Origin of the sequence: Nonomuraea pusilla, assembly GCF_900109355.1 — a bacterium.
GTDB lineage: Bacteria > Actinomycetota > Actinomycetes > Streptosporangiales > Streptosporangiaceae > Nonomuraea > Nonomuraea pusilla.
This window is the reverse complement of the sequence record NZ_FOBF01000016.1, coordinates 84,698-101,561: the sequence shown is the minus strand read 5'-3', so window position 1 is coordinate 101,561 and position 16,864 is coordinate 84,698. Positions and strand designations below refer to the sequence as shown.

Below are 16,864 nucleotides of genomic sequence, written 5' to 3'. Positions count from 1 at the left end.
TCCACGATGCTGAAGGAACATTAGAGCTTCCTGAGTAAAGTCTGAAACATGGCTAACGTGCGAGTTGAGCGGACCGAAGACGGTGGATTCCGGGCGACCAACGCCCGCGGCGCCGAGGTGCGCATGGGAGGCGGCGACGAGGAAGGCGTGTTCACGCCGGTCGAGTTGCTGCTGGCCGCCGTGGGCGGCTGCAACATCGTGACCGTCGAACCGCTCACCGCCAAGCGCGGGCACCGGCTCGTCCGGCTCGCGATGACGGTCGAGGCGGAGAAGGTCGAGCCGGACCGGCTCGGGCCGGTCACGGTCACGTACGACGTGGAACTGCCCTCGGAGGAGGCGGACGAGGTGTACCGGGCGGTGGCCCAGCGCGTGCACGAGAAGTACTGCACGGTCAGCCGGTCGCTCCAGGAGGGCACGGAGGTCCGTTTGGAACTTCCGTAGTCGGATTAAACAGATATTCGACCCCGTTATGACGCGACCGTTGCATTCGTCTCGGTAGCGTTGTAGCAGGTCAACACGACCGACAGACCTTCACCGATGCGGACGCGGAGGGGGACCGCAGTCCGCACAGTGCGGGACCGCCGGTGTTTTTGGGGGAAGACACCGGCCTGGACCGCCGATGATCGGGGTCGGGCAGATTTGGGGGAACTGCCCGGCCCCGATCCATGCCCGGACACCGGCCGGGACCCGTCCGGGCGCGTGGGGAACCAGCCCCGGACACCGATCGGAGGTTCGGGCGCTCGGGGAACCAGCCTCCGACACCGCTCGGGGAACCTGCCTCCGACACCGCTCGGGGAACGTGCCTCCGACACCGGTCGGGCCGCGTGGTCGAAGGGAACCCGCCCCACCCGATTCTCTTCTGGCCAACGTATTGTTCGGGTTTGTGAAGAAAGTCCTCATCGACTGCGACCCCGGCATCGACGACGCGCTCGCCCTGGCCCTCGCGGCCGGATCCCCTTCGCTCGACCTCGTGGGCGTCACCACCGTCGGCGGGAACGTCGACCTCTCGCTGACCACCGCCAACGCCCTGGCCCTGCGCGAGTTCCTCCAGCTCGGCGACGTGCCCGTGACGCCCGGCATGGCGGGGGCGCTGCTGCACAGGACCGTCCGCGCCGACCACGTCCACGGCGCCACCGGCCTCGGCGACGTCGTGCTGCCCGCGCCCACGCGCGGCCCCTCGCCCGGCCACGCCGTGGACTTCATCGTCGAGACCCTCGCCGCCGCCCCCGGCGAGATCACCCTGGTCGCCATCGGCCCGCTGTCGAACGTCGCCATGGCCGTACGCCGCGAGCCGCGCGTCGTGACGTGGGCACGCGACATCGTCATCATGGGCGGCTCCTTCAGCCGGGGGAACCACAACCCGGCCGCCGAGTTCAACATGCTCGCCGACCCCGAGGCCGCCGCGATCGTCTTCGAGGCCGGGTGGACGGTCAAGCAGATGGGCCTGGACGTCACCCTGTCGGCCCTGGTGACGGCCGACGTGCTCGACCGCATGCGCCCGCTCGGGCGGCTGGCCGAGCTGCTGGTGCCCGGCGCCACCTCGTACGGCGTGGTCACGGCCGAAGGCGGGCCCGCCATCCACGACGCGTGCGCCGTGGCGTACGTGCTCGACCCGTCGCTGTTCACCCTCGCGCCCGCCGTCGTGAACGTGGAGACGGCCGGGACCTACACCCGAGGCATGACCGTGACCGACTTCAAGGCGACCCCCGAGGGTACGAACGCCCTGGTCGCGACCGCTCTGGACGTGAAGGGGTTCTGGGACCTCATGCTGGGCGCGTACGAGGGGCTGGCCGCCAGGCTCGGCTGATCGCGTCCCGGACTCCGCTCGATGTGCGGGCACTGCCCGGCGGCTGATACAGTTACACCTGTTGCGCCGCTAGCTCAGTTGGTCAGAGCAGCTGACTCTTAATCAGCGGGTCCGGGGTTCGAGTCCCTGGCGGCGCACCAGCGAGAAGCCCAGGTCGGCACACCCGGCCTGGGCTTTCTTCATGTGCCTCACATGCACGGCCCATGCGGAACCATCACGTCCTGCTTATAATCCACCGACTCGGGCTTTTCGCCGCTCACGGACAGGTGATCGGGTGCGCCCGGCGGCCCAGCGGCAGGGAGGCGGCGGTGGAGCACACGTCAGGAGCACCGGCTCGCCGTGGCTCGCGCCTGATCGTCGTCGGGGCGATCGGCCTGGTGCTCTTCCTGCTCGCCGGCGTGGGCGGTTACGTGGTCATGAGCGACGCCCGCAGAGAGGACCTGAGTTACTGCGGCCACGACTGCGTTCCCGGCCTCAAGATCACCACTGTCGTCGAGGCGTTGAAGGGCCGGGGGCACTCGTGCGCGGACGAGAGACTCTTCTGGTCCTGTGACCTGAGGGTCGGTGACGTGCGGTTCGAGGCGGTGCTCTACCGGCCGGCCGCCGCCCTGAACGTCTACGACTACATCAGCAAGGTCAAGCTCAAGATCCGGAACCCGGACGGCAACACCTCGGTCGGGGCTGATGTGGGCTATATGTCATGGTTTGCGACCATGCCGCACCGTGACGACCCTACGACGGTCAAGAAGGTCAACGACTGGCTGGCCGAAGGGGTCCGAGCGGAGAAGGACGTGACCTACGTCCTCGGCTGGGAGTACGTGCTGCAGCGGAACGCGCAGAGCATCGACCTCACGATGAAGCGGAGGTACTGACAGCGATGGCGGATCAATCCGGCGGGCCGTACTCTCCCGACGGCAGGTTCTGGTGGGACGGCGCCGCCTGGCAGCCGGTGCAGGCCCCGCCGCCTCCCGGGCCGCCGCCGCAGCACCACCCCGCCCCGCCGCAGCCTTCCGATCACGCGGCGGGCCGGCCACCCGCCCAGTGGCCGCCCCAGCCGCCCGGCCCGCAGCCGCCCTGGCCGCAGGCGGGCCAGCCGTACGCGCCCCAGCCGGGTCAGCAGTATGCGGCCCAGCCGGGTCAGCCGCATGCGGGCCAGCCGCAGTCGCCGCCCTACCACCCCGGACCGTCCGGTCTCCACACTTCCCCTCCCGCGCCGGAGGTCTCCCGCCGCCGGCCGGGGACGGCGGTGTTCGCGCTGCTCGCGGCAGGCGCGCTGATCGTGGCGCTGGCGCTGGGCGGGGTCACGGGCGCGGCACTCGGCATGGTGGTCAACGACCCGAGGACGAACGACCCCGCGCCCTCCTTCCCCGCGACGTTCCCCACCGGGAAGTGACGGCCGCTCCAGGAAGCTCCCGAGCCCCGTGGCGGTTCGGCGCGCCGCCGCGGGCCCCCCGTCCGGCGCCGCCGGGCCGGAGTCTCCGCTTTTCTGTCGGTCGTCGCGTTCACACTCGTCCTCGACGCCGTCATTCTCCGGGGAGGGGTCCGTGGCGAGGCGAGGGAACGGCCGCCGGAGCAGGCGCGACAAGCCGCGCGTCCTGCTCCCGGCGCTGGTGGGGTGCGCCGTCGCGCTGGCCGCGGCGGTGGTCGAGTTCGTCCAGGCCCATCCCGGCTGGGCGGCGGCCGTCGCCGCCCTGCTCGCGGCCGGGCTGGCCGGCGGGCTCGTCCTGCGGGTCCGGCTGATCGAGGCGCGGCGGGCGCGCTTCCTGGCCGCCAACGCCCGGCTGGAGCAGGTCGACCGGCTCACCGGAGGCCAGTTCGAACAGCTCGTCGCCGAGCGGTTACGCGCCGACGGGTTCCGCCAGGTGACCCAGCGAGGCGGCAGCGGCGACCTCGGGGTGGACATCGTGGCCGTCGCCCCTGGGCGCGGCCGGTACGCCATCCAGTGCAAGCGGTACACCAGGAAGGTGGGGGCACCCGAGGTGCGCAACTTCCTCGGGGCGCTGGCCAACACCTTCGCCGGGCACACCGGCGTCCTGGTCACCAGCGGTCATCTCACCCGGCAGGCCAGGACGGAGGCGGCCGCGGCCCGGCAGCCGCTCATCGTCGTCGAACGCGACGGGCTCGCCGACTGGCTGCTGGGCAGGGCCGCCCTGCTGCCGCCCTCCCGCCGCCCGTGGTGACGGCCCACGCCCTTCCGAGCCGGGTCGCGTTCCGAGCCCGGTCGCGCCGGGTCGCGGCGTCGGCCGCTCTCAGCGTCCTGGGGGCCTGCACCAGACCAGGGAGTACCTCCACAGCAGGTGCCTGCGGCAGCGGACCCCCGGCAGCAGGCGGCGGGCACGCCGCCGCACCTCGGCCCAGGTCATCTCCGGCTGCCGCGCCGGCATCCCGTCGGCCTGCGCCTCCCGGCGCAGCGCCTTCATCAGCCGGTTGTACGGGACGCCGAGCAGCTCGTACGGCAGGTCGGCGGGCGACGTGCGGGGCACGCCGAGGACGACGAGCGTGCCGCCGGGGCGCAGCGCGGCGGCCATCCTCGACAGCGCCGCGTCGAACGCCATGTGGTGGATCGTCGCGACGGACGTGACGACGTCGTAGCGGCCGTGGGGCCAGGACATGAAGTCACCGTGGACGAACTCCACGCCGGGGTGCCGCCGCCGCGCCAGCTCGATCATCTCGGGGGAGGAGTCGACGCCGGTGACGTGGCCGGCCCTGGCGGCCAGCTTCGCGGCGAGCAGCCCGTCGCCGCAGCCGACGTCCAGCGCGCTCTCGCAGCGCTCGGGCAGGGCGCGCAGGACGAGCGGGTGGTAGTGGACGTTGTGGTTCCACTCATGGTTCCGGTGATCAGACACCTTGGCCACCCTGACAGCGCCACCCGCCCCGTGCAACCGGCGAGCCTGCGACTGCCGGGGGTCCGACCGCCGGGGGAGGGCGGGTTGCCCGGGTTGCCCGCGGTCCCCTGGATCGTCGGGATCCTCCCCGTCCCCAGCATGCTCGCCCGGGCCCCCCGGCCCACGGGGCCCCGGGTCGCCCGGGTTGTTCGGGTCGTCCTCGGCTTTCGGGTCCTACGGGCGTTCGGGGCGTCCGGGGCGTAGGGGGGTTCGGTCAGGAGTCCTGGAGGCGGCGGATCATGGCCTGTTTGGCGGCGGCGAACTCCTCGTCGGTGAGGACGCCGCTGCGGTGGAGCTCGCCCAGCTCCGCGAGGCGGCGCAGCACCGCGTCGTGCACGTCGCCCGACCCGCCGACCCCGGCTCCGGTGCCCGCCGGCGCGGGGGCCGGGGGCAGTTCCTGGGCGTCGCGGGGCAGGCGGGCGTACACGGCCGCCGCGACCAGGGCGGTGGTGCCGCCGTAGCGCTGGATGCCCCAGGCCACGCAGTGCGGGTCCTTCTGCGGCGGCCTGGCGGGCGGCTCGCCCTTCACCCGGAAGCGCAGCGTGCCGTAGCCCATGCCGGACTGCGGCTTCCACTCCACGCCAGCGATCTCGCTGAGCGACAGCTCCTGCGGGCCCGCGTGCTCCTTCTCGCCGGCGGCGAAGCCGGTCCACTCCAGGCGGACGCGTTCGCCGTCGAACGTCGCCGTGCCGTCGCCCGCCGTGGCCGTCACGGGCACGGCCGGGCCGGGCAGGAGGAAGCCGTCGCAGGCGGTGGCGGAGTGCGGCCAGAGCCGCAGGGTGTCGCGGACCTCGTCGGCGAAGTACTCGGCCGCCCCCGCGCGGTCCTTCGGCACCGCCAGCCGGTACGGGTCGGCGGGCGGCCCGAGCGACCCGGCCACGGCGTCGGTCAGCGGATCGGCCCCCTTGCGCAGGCGCAGGCGGATGTGCCCGCCCTTGCGGGAGGGCTCGAAGGCGATGCCCGCGACGGCTTCGAGCGGCACGACCAGCTCGCCCAGCGTCCTGCGCAGCTCGTGAACGTCCTTGCCGCTGCCGGGGACGAGACGCAGGGTCTCGCCGTCGAACCCCCAGGAACCGTCGGCGACAACGATCTCGGCCATGAGGGAAGCCTAGAGCGTCAGCCGGGCAGACGGGCCAGACGGTTGCGGACGCCGTCGAAGTGGGCGTGGACGGCGGCGACGGCCGCCGCCCTGTCGCCCGCGAGGACGGCGTCGTAGATGTCGCGGTGCCGCCTGGCGACGTCGGCGGGCGGCTCGTCGGGGGCGCCGAGGTGCTCGCGGAGCTGGTGGTAGACGTCCCAGAAGGCGCCGAGGAGCTGGCTGACGAGGGGGTTGCTGAGGGGGCGGTAGAGGACGTCGTGGAAGAGCCGGTCGGTCTCGGGGGAGATCTCCTCCACCTGGGCCTGGGCCTCCATGCGGGCCATGACGTCGCCCACGGGGGAGAGGTCGGCCTCGGGGCCGAGGTCGATGAGGCGCTGGACGAGGCCGCTCTCCAGGATCTCCCTGATCTCGATCAGGTAGCGGAGGTGGTTGCGCCCGTCCTGGAGGGTGATGCGGCTGTGGAAGGCGAGCTCGTCCACGAGGCCGGCCAGGGACATCCTGCCGACGAACATGCCGAACCCGTGGCGGATGTCGACGATGCCGACGGCCTGGAGGGCCTTGAGCGCCTCCCGGATGGAGTTGCGGCTGACGCGCAGTTCCTCCATCAGCTCCGACTCGGTCGGCAGGGGGTCTCCCGCCATGAGCCCGCGCCGGAGGATCAGCTCTTTGACGCTCTCCTGAGCCTCGGCGGCACGGCTGGGCCGCGGGCGCGGGACAGTGGTCATGCAAAATTCCTCTCTGGTAGGCACTTGCGTAACATTCCGGAGATCTCCTGTTGACCTCAAGCGGCCCCGGCATCTAGCGTCCACTTTACGCAAACATAGGACATGGGACGTCCCACGTCCCACGTCCCACGTCGGGCCTCCCCTCCGATGGCGGCCCGGCGCAGCCCAGCGGGTTTCGCACCTCACCCCCAGGAGGCATCCGTGAGCCCTGAGTTCAGCCGCCGCGACTTCCTGCGTCACAGCGGAGCGACGGGTGCGGCGGCGCTCATCGCGGCCACCCTCTCCGCCTGCACCGGAGGCCCGGCCTCGACCGGTTCCGTCGGGGCCGGATCGGACAAGGACCTCATCACCGCCGTCATCGGGTACGGCAACGACCAGAGCTGGGACCCGACGCAGACCGCCTCGGCGTTCGCCATGGCCGGGATCAGCCACGTCTACGAGGGCCTGCTCGACACCGACCCCATCACCAGGCAGCCGTACCCGGCGCTCGCCACCGCGTTACCCGCCGACCCGAAGGCCACGACCTGGCGCTTCACGCTCAGGGACGGGGCGAAGTGGCACGACGGGCAGCCGGTGACCGCTGACGACGTGACGTTCACCTTCGAGCGGGTCCTCGACCCCCAGGCCAACGTGCTGGTCGGCAACTTCTTCAAGTCCTGGCTGAAGGAGGTGAGGAAGGTCGACGACCGGACGGTGGAACTGGTGCTCGCCTTCCCGTTCCCCGACGCCGCGCCACGGCTCACCATCGCCAAGATCATGCCGAGGCACGTCTACGGCCAGGCAGGCGCCTGGGACCAGGCCAAGGCCGGCAAGGCCGTGGGCTCGGGGCCGTACCGGCTGGTCCAGCACAACCCCAAGTCGAACACGGTCTTCGAGGCGTTCGATGGCTACAACGGCCCCCGCCCCGCCACGGTCAGGAAGATGAACTGGCTGACCATCGTGGACGCCTCCGCCCGGGTCGCCAAGATCTCCGGTGCGTCGGCGGAGGCGCAGATCGCCGACAACATCCCGTACGCCAACGTGGAGCAGCTCAGGCAGCAGGGCCTCACGGTCGAGGGCGGCAGGGGCATGAACCACATGTTCCTGATGTTCAACACGGCCGCCAAGCCGTTCGACGACGTCCGGGTGCGCCAGGCGCTGCACTACGCCATCGACCGGCAGAAGATGATCGACGTGGCGCTGAAGGGCCACGGCACGGCCGCCAGCTCGTTCCTCAACGAGGGGCACCCCGACCACCGCCGCGCCTCGACCGTCTACGACCACGACCCGGAGAAGGCCAAGGCGCTGCTGGCCGAGGCCGGGGTGCGGGACCTGTCGATCAACCTCATGGCGGTCAACGTGAGCTGGATCGTGGACTGCCTGCCCACCATCGCGTCGTCCTGGGAGGCCATCGGCGTCAGGACGACGCTGGAGCCGCAGGACACCGCGGCGCTCTTCACCAAGATGGACCAGTTCCAGGACTACCAGGTGGTCGCCGCCGCCTCGAACCCCAACCAGTTCGGCATGGACGCCGACCTGATCCTGCACTACAACTACGTGCCCGGCGGCCTGTGGATGAAGTACAGCCACTGGGACGGCGGCAAGGACGCCAAGGCCCTGTTCGCGATGATGGACGAGGCGAGCAGGGAGACCGACAAGGCGAAGAGGTCCGAGCTGATCCACAAGTACCTCGACCTGGTCGCGGAGCAGGCCGTGCTCTACCCGGTCGTCCACAACGAGCTGATGACCGCCTGGGACCCGAAGAAGCTGTCGGGCGTGCGCGCCCAGCCGTACCCCGGCATCAACCTGCTGCAGGCCAAGAGGACATGACGCTCGTCGCCCGGATGCTGCTCAGGCGGCTCCTCATCCTCGTCCCGCTGGTGCTCGGGGTCGTCGCCTTCGTGTTCGTCGTCATGCGGTTCTCCAACAGCAAGCCGGAGTACGCCTACTTCCAGGGCGCCAACCCGACCCCCGAGCAGATCCACCAGTTCCAGGTGGACAACGGCCTGCTCGACCCGCTGCCGCTGCGGTACGTCCGGTTCGTCGCGGACCTTGCCAGGGGCGACATGGGCACGAGCGTGCTCACGAAGAAGCCGGTGATCGAGTCGGTCATGACGGCGCTGCCGCTGACGCTCCAGCTCACCTTCCTGGGGCTGGCCGTCGCCGTGGCGCTGGCGCTGCTGTTCGGCGTCACCGCCGCGCTGTTCCGCGACCGCTGGCCCGACCAGGTGATCCGCATGGTGTCGCTGGTCGGGGTGGCCGCGCCGGCGTTCTGGCTGGCGCTGCTGATGATCCAGTGGCTGGCCGTGGGCGAGGGCGTCTTCCCCACAGGGGGCTACATCAACCCGGCCGACTCGGTCACGGGCTGGCTGCGGTCGATGACGCTGCCCGCGCTCTCGCTGTCGCTGCCCGTCGCGGCGCAGCTCACCAGGATCGTCCGTACGTCGATGGTGGAGGAGCTGGACCGCGACTACGTCCGCACCGCGATCGGCAGCGGCCTGCCGCCGGTCGTCGTGGTCGGGCGCAACGTGCTGCGCAACGCCCTCATCAACCCGCTCACCGTGCTCGGCCTGCGCATCGGGTACCTGATCGGCGGCGCGGTCGTCATCGAGCAGATCTACGGCCTGCCCGGCATGGGCCAGCTCATGATCAACGCGGTGCGCGACGGCGACCCCGCCGTGGTGCAGGGCGTGGTGCTGACGATCGCCGTGGGCTTCATGGTCGTCAACCTCGTGGTGGACGTCCTCTACCTGCTGGTCAACCCCCGCCTCAGGAGCGCCGCATGAGACGTGGACTCACCGAACGCCTTTCGCGGCCGGGCGCCGGGTTCCGGCGGCTGCGCCCGCTGTCGTGGGCGGCCGTCGCCGTGCTGGCCGTGATCGTGCTCGCCGCGCTGCTCGCTCCCGTCGTCGCGCCGCACTCGCCGTACGTCCAGGAGGCCGTGGGCGGCGGCCCGTCGGCGGAGCACTGGATGGGCCTGGACAGCGCCAACCGCGACATCCTGTCCAGGCTCCTGTACGGCGCCCGCTGGTCGCTCCTCATCGGCCTCGGCGCGACCGGCCTGGCCCTCGTCGCGGGTGCGCTGATCGGCGCGGTCGCCGCCACGTCGCGCAGGGCCGTGGACGAGACGATCATGCGCCTGCTCGACGTCGTCATGGCGTTCCCCGGCATCGCGCTGGCCGCGGTGCTCGTCGCCGTGTTCGGCGGCAGCATCCCGGTGCTGGTCATGGCGATGGCGTTCCTCTACATGCCGTCCGTGGCGCGGGTCGTGCGGGCCAACGTGATCGCCCAGTACGGCGAGGACTACGTGGCGGCCGAGCGGGTCGTCGGCGCGGGGACGCCGCACATCCTGGCCAGGCACGTCGCGATCAACTGCGCGGCCCCCGTACTGGTGTTCTGTACGGTGATGGTGGCCGACGCGATCGTGTTCGAGGCGTCGCTGTCGTTCATCGGCGCGGGGGTGCGACCGCCGGACCCGTCGTGGGGCAGCGTCATCGCCGACGGCAAGAACATGGTGCTGATCGGCGGCTGGTGGGCGACGGTCTTCCCCGGCCTGCTCATCCTGCTCACGGTGCTGGCGCTGAACCTCCTGGCGGAGGGCCTGTCCGACGCGTGGGCGGCGCCTGCCTCACCCGGGCCCGCCCGGCGCCGTCCCGAGGGCGGCACCGGCGACGCGTTCGAGCGTGCCGAGGCGGGGTCCGGCAGGGTCGTCGAGCTGCCGGGGCTGGCTGAGGCGGCGCGCAGGCTGGCCGAGCGGGCCCGCCCGCTGCCCGGGGGTCCGCCGGTGCTGGAGGTGAGGGACCTGCGCATCGGCTTCGGCGCGGGCGGGAGCACGCCTGCGCGAAGAGGCACGGCGGCGGACACGGCGACAGACGCGGCGGCGGACGCGGAGACAGACGCGGCGACAGACGCGGGAACGGGTGCCGGGGTGGACGTCGTGGACGGTGTCTCGTTCGAGGTGCGGCCCGGCGAGGTGCTCGGGCTGGTCGGCGAGTCCGGCTGCGGCAAGTCCCTCACCGCGCTGACCGTGATGGGCCTGCAGCCGCGCGGCGCCCGGGTGCAGGGCCGGATCCTCTTCGCCGGCGAGGACCTGCTGACCATGCCGCGCAGGGCACGCAGGCGGCTGCTCGGCCACGAGATGGCGATGATCTACCAGGACGCGCTGTCGTCGCTCAACCCGGCCATGACGATCAGGTCCCAGCTCAGGCAGGTGACCAGGCGTGGCGGCCGCCGCTCGCCCGCCGAGCTGCTGGACCTGGTGGGCCTGGACGCCCGCCGCACCCTGTCGGCGTACCCGCACGAACTGTCGGGCGGCCAGCGGCAGCGGGTGCTGATCGCCATGGCGCTGTCACGCGACCCGAAGCTGATCATCGCCGACGAGCCCACCACGGCGCTCGACGTGACCGTCCAGGCGCAGGTCATCGAGCTGCTGCTGCGGCTGCGCGAGGAACTGGGGTTCGCCCTCGTCCTCGTCTCGCACGACCTCGCGCTGGTCGCCGACGTCACCGACCGGGTGGTCGTGATGTACGGCGGTCAGATCGTCGAGAGCGGCGTCACGGCGTCGCTCGTCGGGGCGCCCGCCCACCACTACGCCCGCGGGCTGCTCGGCGCGGTGCTGTCACTGGAATCGGGAGCGGAACGCCTCACCCAGATCCCCGGCGTTGTGCCCGCGCCTGCCGACTTCCCCGCCGGGTGCCGTTTCGCCGGCCGCTGCCCGATGGCGACCGACCTGTGCTGGAAGGACGCGCCGCCGCTGGAGGGCGACGCCCGCACGCACGCCGTCGCCTGCCACCACCCGGCCGAGACCCTCGTGGGGAGTGACCACGGTGCCTGACGTGACGGTGCTTGAGCTGAAGGACGTCCACGTCCTGCACAGGGCCCGCTCGGGCGGCCTGTTCTCGAGGGACAGGGTGCACGCGCTGACGGCCGCGGACCTGACCGTCGGGGCGGGTGAGACGGTCGGCGTGGTGGGCGAGTCGGGGTGCGGCAAGTCCACCCTGGCCAGGGTCATGGTGGGCCTTCAGCGGCCCACCTCGGGCGGGGTGCTGTTCCGCGGGGCCGACCTCTGGGCGCTGGGCGAGGCCGAGCGGCGGGCGCTGGTCGGGGCGGGCGTCGGGATGGTGTTCCAGGATCCGTCCACGGCGCTCAACCGGCGGCTGCCGGTGCGCCGGATCCTGCGCGACCCGCTCGACGTGCACAGGCGCGGTACGCCCGCGCAGCGTGACGCCCGGGTCCGTGAGCTGCTCGACCTCGTCGGGCTCCCCGCGGGGGCCGCCGACGCGCTGCCCGGGCAGCTGTCCGGCGGTCAGCGCCAGCGCGTGGCCGTGGCCAGGGCGCTCGCGCTCGAACCGGGCCTGCTCGTCGCCGACGAGCCGACCAGCGCGCTCGACGTGTCCGTCCGCGCTCAGATACTCAACCTGCTGCTCGACCTGAAGGAACGGCTGGGCCTGGCGCTGGTGTTCGTCTCGCACGACATCCAGACGGTCAGGCGCATGAGCGACCGCGTGGTCACCATGTATCTGGGCAGGATCGTCGAGCAGGCCCCGGCGCACGCCGTGCCGCTCGCCGCCCGTCACCCCTACACCAGGGCCCTGTTCTCCGCCACGCCCGGCCTCGTCTCGCCGGTCACCCCGATCCCGCTGGTGGGCGCCGTCCCCTCCGCGACGCGCCCGCCGAGCGGCTGCCCGTTCCGTACCCGGTGCTGGCGGGCGGACGACGCCTGCGCCGCGGCGATGCCCGCCGCGCGGCCGGGCGGCGACCAGCACCTCTTCCACTGCCACCACCCGGTGGCGGCGGGAGCGACCGACATCGAACTGATCCAGGAGCGCGCATGACCTCGACGTTGACCGGTGTGATCCCCCCGGTCTGCACCCCGATGACCCCCGGCGGCGAGGTGGATGCCGCCTCGCTCGTCCGGCTGGTCGACCACCTGCTCGGCGGCGGGGTGGACGCCCTGTTCGTGCTCGGGTCGTCGTCGGAGGTGGCCTACCTGACGGACGCGCGGCGGCGGACCGTGCTGGACACCGTGGCCGGGCACGTCGCCGGGCAGGTGCCGGTGCTCGCCGGCGTGATCGACATGACGACGCCGCGGGTGCTGGAGCACGCCAGGGCGGCCGCCGCGGCGGGGGCGTCGGCGCTGGTGGCGACCGCGCCGTTCTACGCCCGCACGCACCCGGCGGAGATCCGCACCCACTTCAGGACGATCGCCGCCGAGGGCGGGTTGCCGGTGTACGCCTACGACCTGCCGGTGTCCGTCCACACGAAGCTGGAGGCCGACCTGCTGCTGGAGTTGGCGGGCGAGGGCACGCTGGCCGGGGTGAAGGACTCCAGCGGCGACGATGGCGGCCTGCGCCGGGTGCTCATGGGCAGGACGACGACGGGCGGGGCGACGTCGTTCAGCGTGCTCACCGGCTCGGAGGTGACGGTGGACTCGGCGCTGTGGATGGGCGCGGACGGCGTGGTGCCCGGCCTGGGCAACGTGGACCCGCACGGCTACGTGCGCCTGTACCGGGCCGCGGCGCGCGGGGACTGGGAGGCGGCGCGCGCCGAGCAGGAACGCCTGGTCAGGCTGTTCGAGATGGTACGGGTCGGCGGCTCACGCATGGGGGCGGGCTCGTCGGGGCTGGGCGCGTTCAAGGCGGCGCTGCACCTGCGCGGCGTCATCGACTGCCCGGTGACGGCGGTGCCGCAGGTGCCGCTCGACGCCGAGGAGGCCGGCCGGGTGGGAAAGCTCCTGGCCGCGGCCGGCCTCCTCTGACCTCCGCCGAGCACGCCGGTCGGCGCCGGCCGGCGCCGACCGGGAACGGTGGTCAGGACGCCGCGTGGGCGGCGCGTTCGTCGGGCACGCAGTGGGTCATCCTCAGCCCCTCCACGTCGCGCGGGCCGTTCCTGCCCAGCTTGGCGAGCCGGTTCCGGTCCTCCTCGGTGAGGTCCTGGCCCGGCAGCGGGTCGAGGTGGGAGACCTCGTCGGGGCCGAGGCCGATCCCCTCGCCCACGCGCAGGCCCAGGTCGTCCTCCACGAGCAGGAAGTGCCAGACCATCCGCTCCTGGACCCGCCTGTCGCACTCCTTCAGCGCCGTCACCAGGTTCAGGACGAGGTCGTCGCGCTCCCACTGCTCCATCAGCAGGTACCGCTGCCCGGCCTGCTTGTAGTCGTTCGTCCGCGGGATGCGCTTGCGGGTGAGGCGGCCGGAGACGAGCGGGCCCTGCTCGTCGTGCGCCGGGCGGGGCGCCTCCCGCGGCCCGCCGAGCAGCGACGGCTCGTAGTTGACGTGCCCGGCGCCGTCCACGTGGTACGTCATCTGCCCGTCGCGCTGGTTGGTGCGGACCTCGGCGTGTCTGGCCTGGTTGACCGGGAGCTGCAGGTAGTTCGGGCCGACCCGGTAGCGCTGGGTGTCGCTGTAGGAGAAGGTCCGGCCGACGAGCATCTTGTCGTCGGAGAAGTCCAGGCCGTCCACGAGCACGCCGGTGCCGAACGAGATCTGCTCGTTCTCGGCGAACACGTTCTCCACGTTCCTGTCGAGCACCATCCGGCCCACCGGCCGGGCGGGGAACTGCTCCTCCGGCCAGACCTTGGTGTCGTCGAGCGGGTCGAAGTCCAGCTCGGGGTGCTCGTCGTCGCTCATGATCTGGACGAGCAGCTCCCACTCGGGGTGGTCGCCGCGCTCGATCGCGTCACGCAGGTCCTTGGTGGCGTGCCCGAGGTCGGTGGCCTGGACGGCGGCGGCGTCGGCGGCGGTCATGCTGCGCACGCCCTGCTTCGGCATCCAGTGGTACTTCACCAGCACCGTCTCGCCCTGCTCGTTGACCCACTTGTAGGTGTTCACGCCGAACCCCTGCATGTGCCGGTAGTCGGCCGGGATGCCGCGCGGGCTGAACAGGTTGACCAGCATGTGCATGCTCTCCGGCGTCTGCGACATGAAGTCGAAGATCCGGCCAGGCTCCTGGCGGAACGTGACGGGGTCGGGCTTGAGCGCGTGGATGACGTCGGGGAACTTGATGGCGTCCCGGATGAAGAAGACGGCCAGGTTGTTGCCGACGAGGTCCCAGTTGCCGTCCTCGGTGTAGAACTTGACGGCGAACCCGCGCGGGTCGCGCGCGGTCTCGGCGGAGTCGCGCCCGCCGATCACGGTGGAGAAGCGCACGGCCACCTCGGTGCGCCTGCCCGCCTCCTGGAAGAGCTTCGCCCTCGTGTACCTGCTGATCGGCTCGTCGCCGATCCTGCCGTACGCCTCGAACCAGCCGTACGAGGTGGTGCCCCTGGCGTGGACGACCCGTTCGGGTATCCGTTCGCGGTCGAAGTGGCTGATCTTCTCCAGGAACTGGTAGTTCTCCAGCGTCGCGGGCCCGCGGGCGCCGATCGTCCGCTGGTTCTGGTTGTCGTGGACGGGGTGTCCCTGACGGTTGGTCAGCACGTCGCGTTGCTGGGACCCCTTGCCGGAAACGTCAGTCATCGCACCTTTCCTCTCCCCGGTTGAGCTGTTCCCCGCCTGCCCCCAAGACCCCAGGCGACACCGGCAAAGAGGTCCCAGCGGGAGACAACCGTTCGGCAAGAGGAGGACGGGCGCTACCTGCTCACGCCGTCGGCGGCGCCCCCGAGCAGGGCGAGGTCGGACCTCCTCGGCAGGCTCTCCCAGTCGCCCTGCGAGGTGACGGCGAACGCGCCCGCCGCGCACGCGGTGCGCAGCCGGAGCTCCGGCTCGGCCCCGGCCAGCCAGTCGGCCAGCCACCCGGCGGCGAACGCGTCGCCCGCGCCCACCGGATCGACCTCCGTCACCCGGTACGGCTCGGCCCGCAGCACCCGGCCGTCGCTCAGCTCCAGCGCGCCGCGCGCGCCCATCTTGACGAGAACGTGCCGCGGCCCGAACGCGGCGAGCGCCTTGGCCAGCTCCTCGGGGCCGTCGCCGTCCGCGAGCAGCCGGCCCTCGGCCTCGGTGGCGAACAGCACGTCCACCTCGCCGGCGATCTCGCGCAGCCAGGCGCCGGCGTCGTCGGGGCTCCACAGCGCGGCGCGGTAGTTGACGTCGAGCGACACGGCCACCCCGGCCGCGCGGGCCTCGGACACCGCGTGGCGGACGGCGGCGCGGGCGGACGGCGACAGCGCCGGGGTGATGGCCGAGACGTGCAGCACCCTGGCCGACCTGAGGAGCGCGGGGTCGAGGTCGGCGGGGGAGAGCCGGGAGCCCGCGCTGTCCCTGCGGTAGTAGCGGACGTCCACCAGGTCGGCGGTGCGCCTGCCCTTGATCATCAGGCCGGTGGGCGCCTCGTGGTCGGTGACCGCGTGCACCTCGACGCCCTCGCCCGCGAGCGTCGCCCTGATCAGGTCGCCGAACTCGTCGGCACCGACCCGGCCGATCCAGGCGGCCCCGGCGCCGAGCCTGGCCACGCCGATGGCGACGTTCGACTCCGCGCCGCCCAGGCCGAGGTCGAAGTCGCGGGCGAAGCGCAGCGGCCCGGTGCGCCTGGCCGCGAAGAGCGCCATGGTCTCGCCGAAGGTCACGAGGTCGGTCATCGGGCTGAAGCACCCAGCCTTCCTGAGATGCGCGCGGCCGCCCGCGCCACCAGCGGCCCCAGCTCACGCACCCGCGCGGCGGTGACGCGCGAGCCGAGCCCGGAGACGGAGACGGCGGCGACGACCGCGTCGAGGTGATTGAAGATCGGCGCGCCGACGCAGCGCACCTCGGGCTCGTTCTCGCGGTCGTCGACCGCGTAGCCGCGCCGTCTGACCTGCGCCAGCTCGGCGCGCAGCCCTTCCTGGTCGGTGATGGTGTGCCGGGTCCTCGGCTCCAGCGTCAGCCCGGCCAGCGCCTCCTCCGGCTGCCAGGCCAGGACGGCCTTGCCGACCGCCGTGGAGTGCATCGGCGCGCGGCTGCCGATGCGGGAGGCCATGTGGACGTTCGTCCGGTTCTCCACCTTGTCGACGTAGACGACGTGCGGGTGGTCGTGGACGACCAGGTGGACGGTCTCGCCCACCTCCTCCATCAGCCGGCGGCACTCCTCGGCCGCGACCGCCCGCAGGTCGAGCGTGGCCAGGTAGGACTGCCCGAGCAGCAGCGCGCCGTGGCCCAGCCGGTAGGCGCCCGTGCCGGGGTCGCGGTCGAGCAGCCTGGCCTCGACGAGCGGGGCGGCCAGCCGGAGCACGGTGCTCTTGGACACCCCCACGGCCTCGGCGAGCTGGCCGAGCGACAGGGCGCCGCGGTCGCGGACGTGCTCCAGCACGGTCAGCGCGCGCCTGAGGGAGGCGGACTGGTTGCGTTCGGGCACGGCGGCCACCCTACGCGGGGGCCCGCGCCTTATGCAACACGGCGTTGTGCAATGCACAACGCCGTGTGTCCAGGCAGGAGGAGGGCGGGCCGAGGGGCGGCCGGGT

General features: G+C 72.4%; 16 protein-coding genes and 1 tRNA gene. 11 read left to right on the top strand and 6 right to left on the bottom strand.

Annotated features, from left to right (window positions below; all coding sequences use genetic code 11):
* Window positions 1–48: 48 nt before the first annotated feature.
* The 6 genes from BMX74_RS29030 to BMX74_RS29005 all read left to right on the top strand — a co-directional run bounded on the left by BMX74_RS29030 (window position 49) and on the right by BMX74_RS29005 (window position 3,987).
* A complete protein-coding gene (locus BMX74_RS29030; RefSeq protein ID WP_055509631.1) occupies window positions 49–441 on the top strand; it encodes an OsmC family protein in 393 nt (130 codons plus the stop codon).
* 442 nt (window positions 442–883) lie between these two features.
* Window positions 884–1,807 (top strand): nucleoside hydrolase, encoded by a 924-nt coding sequence (locus tag BMX74_RS29025; RefSeq protein ID WP_218154097.1) that lies wholly within the window; start codon window positions 884–886, stop codon window positions 1,805–1,807.
* Between the two features lie 63 nt (window positions 1,808–1,870).
* A tRNA-Lys gene (locus tag BMX74_RS29020) sits at window positions 1,871–1,947 on the top strand.
* Between the two features lie 63 nt (window positions 1,948–2,010).
* On the top strand, window positions 2,011–2,679 hold the full coding sequence (locus BMX74_RS29015) for a hypothetical protein (protein WP_143078802.1): 669 nt from the start codon (window positions 2,011–2,013) through the stop codon (window positions 2,677–2,679).
* A 5-nt stretch (window positions 2,680–2,684) separates the two neighbouring features.
* Window positions 2,685–3,200, top strand: coding sequence for a hypothetical protein (locus tag BMX74_RS29010; protein ID WP_091103874.1), 516 nt, complete (start codon window positions 2,685–2,687; stop codon window positions 3,198–3,200).
* Between the two features lie 151 nt (window positions 3,201–3,351).
* Entirely contained in the window at window positions 3,352–3,987 is a 636-nt protein-coding gene (locus BMX74_RS29005) for a restriction endonuclease (protein WP_143078801.1), read from the top strand.
* A 69-nt stretch (window positions 3,988–4,056) separates the two neighbouring features.
* Here BMX74_RS29005 and BMX74_RS29000 read toward each other — a convergent pair whose 3' ends face one another.
* The 3 genes from BMX74_RS29000 to BMX74_RS28990 form a co-directional block, all read right to left on the bottom strand.
* Window positions 4,057–4,653, bottom strand: a complete 597-nt coding sequence (locus BMX74_RS29000; protein WP_091103959.1) for a class I SAM-dependent methyltransferase — start codon at window positions 4,651–4,653, stop codon at window positions 4,057–4,059.
* Window positions 4,654–4,906: 253 nt separating this feature from the next.
* The gene (locus BMX74_RS28995; protein WP_091103870.1) at window positions 4,907–5,791 is read right to left on the bottom strand and encodes a DUF4429 domain-containing protein; all 885 of its coding nucleotides are present in this window, start codon (window positions 5,789–5,791) and stop codon (window positions 4,907–4,909) included.
* A gap of 17 nt (window positions 5,792–5,808) precedes the next feature.
* Window positions 5,809–6,516, bottom strand: a complete 708-nt coding sequence (locus tag BMX74_RS28990; protein ID WP_091103869.1) for a FadR/GntR family transcriptional regulator — start codon at window positions 6,514–6,516, stop codon at window positions 5,809–5,811.
* Between the two features lie 201 nt (window positions 6,517–6,717).
* On the opposite strand from BMX74_RS28990, the gene BMX74_RS28985 reads away from it, so the two are divergent.
* From BMX74_RS28985 to BMX74_RS28965, 5 genes are read left to right on the top strand one after another with little or no spacing between them, the layout of a single operon-like run.
* The gene (locus tag BMX74_RS28985) at window positions 6,718–8,325 is read left to right on the top strand and encodes an ABC transporter substrate-binding protein (RefSeq protein ID WP_055509644.1); all 1,608 of its coding nucleotides are present in this window, start codon (window positions 6,718–6,720) and stop codon (window positions 8,323–8,325) included.
* On the top strand, window positions 8,322–9,281 hold the full coding sequence (locus tag BMX74_RS28980; protein WP_055509646.1) for an ABC transporter permease: 960 nt from the start codon (window positions 8,322–8,324) through the stop codon (window positions 9,279–9,281). The genes BMX74_RS28985 and BMX74_RS28980 overlap by 4 nt, the downstream gene beginning before the upstream one ends.
* Window positions 9,278–11,329: a dipeptide/oligopeptide/nickel ABC transporter permease/ATP-binding protein gene (locus BMX74_RS28975; RefSeq protein ID WP_091103867.1), complete on the top strand. Its 2,052-nt coding sequence runs from the start codon at window positions 9,278–9,280 to the stop codon at window positions 11,327–11,329. Before BMX74_RS28980 ends, BMX74_RS28975 begins: the two co-directional genes overlap by 4 nt.
* A 1-nt stretch (window position 11,330) precedes the next feature.
* Window positions 11,331–12,329: an oligopeptide/dipeptide ABC transporter ATP-binding protein gene (locus tag BMX74_RS28970; RefSeq protein WP_055510425.1), complete on the top strand. Its 999-nt coding sequence runs from the start codon at window positions 11,331–11,333 to the stop codon at window positions 12,327–12,329.
* The gene (locus BMX74_RS28965; RefSeq protein WP_055509652.1) at window positions 12,326–13,252 is read left to right on the top strand and encodes a dihydrodipicolinate synthase family protein; all 927 of its coding nucleotides are present in this window, start codon (window positions 12,326–12,328) and stop codon (window positions 13,250–13,252) included. The genes BMX74_RS28970 and BMX74_RS28965 overlap by 4 nt, the downstream gene beginning before the upstream one ends.
* Window positions 13,253–13,304: 52 nt before the next feature.
* Here BMX74_RS28965 and BMX74_RS28960 read toward each other — a convergent pair whose 3' ends face one another.
* The 3 genes from BMX74_RS28960 to BMX74_RS28950 form a co-directional block, all read right to left on the bottom strand.
* Entirely contained in the window at window positions 13,305–14,948 is a 1,644-nt protein-coding gene (locus BMX74_RS28960) for a catalase (RefSeq protein ID WP_091103866.1), read from the bottom strand.
* 113 nt (window positions 14,949–15,061) lie between these two features.
* The gene (locus BMX74_RS28955) at window positions 15,062–16,006 is read right to left on the bottom strand and encodes a sugar kinase (protein WP_055509656.1); all 945 of its coding nucleotides are present in this window, start codon (window positions 16,004–16,006) and stop codon (window positions 15,062–15,064) included.
* Window positions 16,003–16,758, bottom strand: a complete 756-nt coding sequence (locus tag BMX74_RS28950; protein ID WP_236715148.1) for an IclR family transcriptional regulator — start codon at window positions 16,756–16,758, stop codon at window positions 16,003–16,005. The genes BMX74_RS28955 and BMX74_RS28950 overlap by 4 nt, the downstream gene beginning before the upstream one ends.
* Between the last annotated feature and the right edge of the window lie 106 nt (window positions 16,759–16,864).